Here is a 6,358-nt window from a genome sequence, read left to right on the forward strand (position 1 = left end):
CTTGTTGCACTAAAGTATAGCCAAATTCTCGTGCCTTTTTGATCAAATTTTTTACAGCTCTCTCCTTATATCGTGTTTCATAGTATTCCATTCCTTTTTCTACATATTCTTGTCCGTATTTGAGCATACTATAAAATATGCATGCTATTTTTCTTGCAGTAGCTGTTATTGCTTTTGGTGCTCCTAATCGTTTTTTTAATCTCCTGTAGTATGCACCCAATGAACTTTTACTATTTCCTACAGAATTAGCAGCCATTCGAAATGCATTCGCAGCACGATTAATGACTTTACGCGTTCTTGTGCTAAACACTTTTTCTCCTGTAATTTTATTGGCAGGGCTGAGTCCTAACCACGATGAAAAGTGTTTTTCTGTTGACCATTTATTATGGTTTATACCAGTTTCTGAAATTATAGTCTGTATACTTAGTATATCAAGCCCTGGAACTTTAGTAAAATCCATACCAGTTATTCGGTGCAGTTCCTCGTGCAAAGCAAAGTCAGGCTTACTTTTTCTGTGCTTATTCTTTTCCTTACTCAACTGTTTACTTTCGTTAGATTTTGTTTCAAACGTTTTGTAATAGACCTCAATATTTCTATCACATTCTGCTATTTTTTCTTGATAAATATTATATAGTTCAAATTCTTGCTTTAGCGTGAATACATGTTCCTCTCTATAATCGCCAGCTAACGCTTTTGCTATAGTAGACTGATCATTTTTTATTCGTGCATCCCTGAATTGAGCCAATTTCCCAGAATCTCTTTCGCCTTTAATTATAGCCTTGATAATTTTCATACCAGTTACTCCTGTTATATCTCTTATAACTCTATGCAGTTGTATATTCATTTGAATTAATGCCTTCTGCATACGCAGAACATGTGTAGATGCACTTTCAGTGAGGTTCTTACGTTGTCGCACGTAACTACGCAATACACATATCTGGCTATCTGGCCTAAATGACCCTTGGAGTAATCCATAACTATGTAGTTGTTGTAACCACTGACAGTCCTGAACATCTGACTTTCTCCCAGGTACATTTTTTACATGTCGCGCATTTACCAACTTAACTTCAAAACCGTAAGATTCCAGTATTTGAAACAAAGGAATCCAATATACACCAGTTGATTCCATCGCTACGGTTGTAACTTTACACTTTTTTAACCACCTTGCTAAATTATGAAGGTCTTCAGTGAAGCAGCCAAATTTTTGAACACGTTGCTCATCTCTTCTCTCGGGTATACATACATAATGTACAGCCGAACCAACATCTATCCCTGCTGCATCAGGATTCATTACCTCTAATTTACTTTTTGTCATTGTAATTGACCTCCTATAACTTATAATGAAGAAGTATTTAAGCTTGGGACGGTTAGATTATACAATCTTCTAATCGAGGTAGTCGTAATAGACTCCATCAGTGGTTTAACCGTTCCTCCAAAACCATGCTCCCAAACGGGCACTCTAGCACCATTGAGCGTCCGGTTATAACTGCAAAAATACTTCTTAATAAATTATATTTAAAAATTGTTATAGCACTGGATAAAATAGTTTCTTTCAGGTTTAACAAGATTTTTCCTTGTTCGATGCTACCAAAAGAAGCAAAGAAAGAAGCAAAGGATGCTTTAGATAAAATAAATCAAGAGTTGGAAGCACAGCACATAATGGATAAGAATATAGGTGAATCTTTTAAAATCAAGCGATATGAGAAAAAAATCAAAAGCCCCCTTGTAGAGATAATGGAAAAAGAACTAAGAGCTTATGCAGAGAACAACAAGACTGATATTGAGAAAACATATCAAAGTGTTAATAGTAAAGCCAAAAAGATTATGATTTCAGAAAAGGTGATGAACATGTCACCTTATCCCTTTGTTATTTCTGTTATTGTGTTCTTTATCGGCGCGATCGCATGTGCTCCTCCACCAAGATACGCTCGTAGGGCAGGTTATATACATGACTCAACAGCTGAGACATACGTAATGGTAATTGTACTCTCACTCATCGCTATGTCATTTGTAATAGCAGGTATAGCTTACTTAGTAAATGAGCACTATAAGCAAAGTTTTTTAAAGGAAATGGAAAACTTTATAGAAGAACCAAGACATATGGATAAAGCAACTAATACTGAAAATGGAGAGGAGCCAAAACAACAAGAGCAGGAGGTGGAGGAAAATTTAATAGATCTTTCTGATGATCAAACAGTAGCACCTTCAGCACCACCATGGGAGGAAGTGTCAAACTTGTATCCAAATCTTTCACAACTGGTACCTTCAGAAGATTATAAAGCACTGTGCGAAATAGAACCGAGCAGCAATCCCAACTCTATTCTATCTTCATCTAATACAGAAACCTCAGAGCTTGAATCGCTGCAAGGACGGTGGATAGAACAGAAGAGGTAGATGTTGCATGATAGCTGTGGTTTAAAAATGCACATATCGATGTCAGTAAAGTTAAGAAGGAGAGCTCTTTAAAAAATATCAAAAATTATGCTTGCATTAGTTTTCTATATATCATATATAATATCTTTATAGACTAGGGGGAAATATGATAACTACTAATGATCGGCGAACTCCTGTAAGTGGTTTGAGTCAATAACAAAATGATTGGAATAAGTCTGATGACTGGGATGAATCTAGTATTACAGACACAAATACCGTTGTTAAACGTTCTCTTATTCCAGAAAACTCAGTTTTAATGGGGTTAAGAATACTGTTAACTGAAAACGAAAAATTTTTGATTGATGAATTTTATAGAAAAATGGAGAACATAGTAGAAACGTTTCGCCAAGGTAAACACGAAAATTCTACAAAGGTTGCCCTAGAGAGTATGGAACACTTAATAGATGAATATTTGAGAAGAAAAACAAAGCTAAATTTACGCTGTAATGATTATGAATACACTGTATCGAATTTTGTGTTAAGCAAAATAATTGATATTGCTAATGCCAATAGTGTTACGCGTATAACGCCTACTACCATATCGCGGTATAAAGATCCAGTAACTGAAGAAGAAGCAATAGACGAGTGGACAGAAAGTGGAGAGGTTGTATTCAGTATTATCAGTAAGCTATTATTGGCAGGTGCAAAAGTAGAGCCTGATTTTTACAATGATAGTATGGTGGATGAAATTATGTTTTACAATGATGAGCCTATTTTTGCAAAGTGTGAAGAAATTAAGGATGAGCTAAAAAGTATAGCATATGAAAGTTTGGTAAACAGGAATGAACAAGCTAAAGTCGATGATATAACAGTGGAAGTAGATAACAATCTTATTCTTTTTCAGTTGCCACAAAACAGTATCGTTGAAGTTGCGAAGATTATAAATAGTAAGGTGGGTAACAATTTAAATATAGAAAGTGGAATATTACAGATTGGAGAAAGTATAATAAGAGTTGAAAGTGTTGGGGGAAAAAGAAATTACACAGATGTCTTAGAAGGTAGCATTGAAATGTCTTTTACTACTGAAATAGGGAACATTGGTATTTATTTCAGTTCTAGTGATGAGGATAGTAATAAAATAAAAGTAGAACTTAATGAAGAAAGTCGGGAAAAGTTTGACAGATTAAAAGATCAATCAAGTTTAGGAAAAAACTGCCTTCTAGGAGGGAAAAGTGTTCTACAAGCTATAAAAGATGGAGGTTTTGAAAGAAATGGTAGTGTATGTGTATCCATAGAGTTAGCTGAAACGATTAAACAATCAAATTGTGTAGTGAAGGAATTTCCGTCTACAGCAGCACCAGGTAGTAAGTTAGGTGAAATATCGTGTAGCCAGTCATTAAGTTCTTTACATTCTAACGGTAGATGTTGAAGGAGTCAGTAGTTCGCAATGTCGTTAATCTGGCAAGAAAAGACTGTTGGCTTTAGTACAAAATACACAATATTTAAAAATATGGTTGAATAATTGATAGTAATGGTGTATAATTATTAATACTTTTAAGCATTTTGATCATGGCTCTTTCTAAGTTTCTCGATCCAAAATTGGACCTGACTTTTAAAAAAATCTTCGGTACTGAAAAAAATAAGAATATTCTTATCCATTTTCTCAATGATATCTTGGGCTTCACTGGTGTTAACGCAATACAAGAAGTTCAGTTTCTCAGCACCATCATGAATCCTGAAATTGCCTCTGATAAACAAAGTATAGTCGATGTTCTCTGCAAAGATTCCCATGGAAATAAATATATCGCAGAAATGCAGCTCGCTAAGGACAAGAACTTTGAAAAGCGTGCTCAACTATATGCTGCCAAAGCTTACTCAAGACAATCAGGCAATTACGTTGATTTTAAGAAAGTATTCTTTATTGCTATTTCCTACAGAGGTTGAGTATATTTCTACTCATAATATACGAGAGATAAAAACCAATGGCCATCACTTAAAAGATTTTCAATTCGTCTTTATTGAGTTACCAAAATTTACAAAAAGCAGGGTAGAGCAACTAGAAAGTACAGTAGAAAGGTGGTGTTTTTTTTTCCGGTATGCAGAAGAAACAACTGATGAAGATTTAAGAAAAATAGCAGAAAAATCTCCGATAATAAAGCTAGCATATGATGAATTAGACAAGTTTAGTTGGGAGGAAAAGGATCTAGTGGCGTATGAGGAAAGAGTAATGGATTTACAGAAAGAAGCTGCTATTTTGGAGCAACGGCTTGATGATGCTAGAGAGAAAGGTATCCAAATTGGCGAAGAAAAGGGGAAAATTGAAGGGAAAATTGAAGTTGCAAAAGCAATGCTGGCTAATAGTGTTGATGTTGAGACTATTGTCAAGTTTACTGGCCTATCCGTGAGTGAAGTTGAGGAATTAAGGTTAAAGTTAATAATTTAGACATTTCTCTAAAAAAGTTTCCTTAAACTTAGCTTTAAACCAGTTGCCTGATAGACCACATCGATAGGGACTCCCACTTCAAGTAGATTCTTTGCCACTTCTATTTCTCCTATTTTTTTACCCTTTTCTTTATCAATCTGTATTCTTTTAGATACTGACATAATTGTTATAGTTCTTCTTTTTCGTCTACAGAATTTACTTTGCTAGACCCATTATCAAAACATGCAGCAGAAGAAAGACTGTTGGAAGCATTTGGCTTTTGTATGTCAGTTTCTGTTACAGCAGTTCCATTTTTTTCGCATATTCCAGAGCTTTTCTATTGAAGCAGCGATATCTTTTATAGCTATTGCATTACTGTTTTCGCATGGTTTATGTTCTATATATTCTTCAAGACTACTTTTATTACTATTTTCATATGTATTAGCAGGTGTCTCGATATTACCGATAGTATCTTGAAGGACTTTTTCACTTCTAGCTGTAGTAGTTTTGGCTGTCACAACAGTGGACTGCTGGGTTGCTCTCTTATTAAGAAGATTTCCCAGTTCTCTTACAGCTTCACTATTTTCACACGCTTCAGCATAGGTGAATGGGGATTTCCTTGCCATTTGAATGTTTTATAATTATTCTCTTTTTTAGAATATCTTTCAAAATACCATTTTCCTCAGAGATTTTTAACACTACTCTCATAATGTCATTGTCTCTACGTGATATAGCATCTGTAAGTATTGTATAAGTTTCTTCCAGACCATCTGAATGTTTTGTGGTCATTTCTTCATTCAGAACTTCCTTTAATAGTTTTTGTTTTTTGGCTTCTTCTAAAAGATCTTTTACAGCTTGATTATTTTTATGACTTATAGCATAATGTAGTAGTGACGATGTCTCCTTTCTACCCTGATACTCGTAAGTTATTTTTGCTAAAAGAATCGTGCTTGCATTGTAGCTGGAATTTTTGAATATTCCATTTTTGAACTTTTCGGCAACACCTTCCCCTTCTTCTATTTTTTTTGCTAGTTTTGTATATTCTTTCTATCTTTATTTGTTAACTCATATATATCACATACTAATTCACCAGTCAGTTTTGACGTTTCCATAATGTTCCCCCCCCTATTAAGATTTATTGATTAGTGGTAGTAGTTGAAATAGCGCAACCCTATAAATTTGGTTCAATCAAAGGCGCCTTGCTGCTTGAAATGTTTTCTTTGTAAAGATTTAGCTTATCTTTTACATCTAAACAGCATTAACACGATTTGCCTTTTTTTGGATGTAGAAATTTTCTAGGAATTGTCTTTTTGAATTCTATGGTATTTTGTTTAACATTGAAACAAGAGTCCAGTGTCAAGCACTGGAATGACAAGTTCGCGTCGGCATCCTCGTCATCCCGCCACGGTATCTCTAGATCCCGCTAACAAGCAGCGGGATGACGAATTACTATACCACCGCGAACCGTCACACTGCCGCAGACCGTCATACCGCGATTCATTCGCGGTATCTCTTAGCATAGATCCCGCTAACAAGTAGCGAGATGACGAATTGCTTAACCGT

6 protein-coding genes and 1 pseudogene are annotated in these 6,358 nt (G+C 35.1%); 3 read left to right on the forward strand and 4 right to left on the reverse strand.

Going from position 1 to position 6,358, the window contains the following annotated elements; all coding sequences use genetic code 11:
• On the reverse strand, positions 1-1,321 hold a 1,321-nt coding region (locus OZD67_RS03595; protein ID WP_274999611.1), incomplete at its 3' end, for an IS110 family RNA-guided transposase.
• 119 nt (positions 1,322-1,440) lie between these two features.
• Between OZD67_RS03595 and OZD67_RS03600 the strand changes: the two genes are divergently transcribed.
• From OZD67_RS03600 to OZD67_RS03610, 3 genes and pseudogenes are all read left to right on the forward strand, one after another.
• Positions 1,441-2,394, forward strand: a complete 954-nt coding sequence (locus tag OZD67_RS03600; RefSeq protein ID WP_182183952.1) for a hypothetical protein — start codon at positions 1,441-1,443, stop codon at positions 2,392-2,394.
• Positions 2,395-2,689: 295 nt separating this feature from the next.
• Positions 2,690-3,802, forward strand: a complete 1,113-nt coding sequence (locus OZD67_RS03605) for a hypothetical protein (protein ID WP_182183954.1) — start codon at positions 2,690-2,692, stop codon at positions 3,800-3,802.
• 140 nt (positions 3,803-3,942) lie between these two features.
• A pseudogene (locus tag OZD67_RS03610) lies at positions 3,943-4,816 on the forward strand (Rpn family recombination-promoting nuclease/putative transposase).
• A gap of 8 nt (positions 4,817-4,824) precedes the next feature.
• Here the strand turns inward: OZD67_RS03610 and OZD67_RS03615 are convergent.
• The 3 genes from OZD67_RS03615 to OZD67_RS06605 all read right to left on the reverse strand — a co-directional run bounded on the left by OZD67_RS03615 (position 4,825) and on the right by OZD67_RS06605 (position 5,815).
• On the reverse strand, positions 4,825-4,977 hold the full coding sequence (locus OZD67_RS03615) for a hypothetical protein (protein WP_182183956.1): 153 nt from the start codon (positions 4,975-4,977) through the stop codon (positions 4,825-4,827).
• A gap of 105 nt (positions 4,978-5,082) precedes the next feature.
• Positions 5,083-5,421, reverse strand: a complete 339-nt coding sequence (locus tag OZD67_RS03620; protein WP_182183958.1) for a hypothetical protein — start codon at positions 5,419-5,421, stop codon at positions 5,083-5,085.
• Positions 5,390-5,815 (reverse strand): WD_0033/WD_0034 family tandem repeat-containing protein, encoded by a 426-nt coding sequence (locus OZD67_RS06605; protein WP_458695117.1) that lies wholly within the window; start codon positions 5,813-5,815, stop codon positions 5,390-5,392. Before OZD67_RS06605 ends, OZD67_RS03620 begins: the two co-directional genes overlap by 32 nt.
• Positions 5,816-6,358: the final 543 nt, after the last annotated feature.

It is taken from the genome of Wolbachia endosymbiont of Drosophila nikananu (assembly GCF_028981865.1).
GTDB lineage: Bacteria > Pseudomonadota > Alphaproteobacteria > Rickettsiales > Anaplasmataceae > Wolbachia > Wolbachia pipientis_B.

Coding starts and splice junctions, on each gene's coding strand:
- OZD67_RS03600 (WP_182183952.1), top strand. CDS start 1,441: ATGCTCCCAAACGGGCACTCTAGCACCATTGAGCGTCCGGTTATAACT.
- OZD67_RS03605 (WP_182183954.1), top strand. CDS start 2,690: ATGGGGTTAAGAATACTGTTAACTGAAAACGAAAAATTTTTGATTGAT.
- OZD67_RS03615 (WP_182183956.1), bottom strand. CDS start 4,977: ATGTCAGTATCTAAAAGAATACAGATTGATAAAGAAAAGGGTAAAAAA.
- OZD67_RS03620 (WP_182183958.1), bottom strand. CDS start 5,421: ATGGCAAGGAAATCCCCATTCACCTATGCTGAAGCGTGTGAAAATAGT.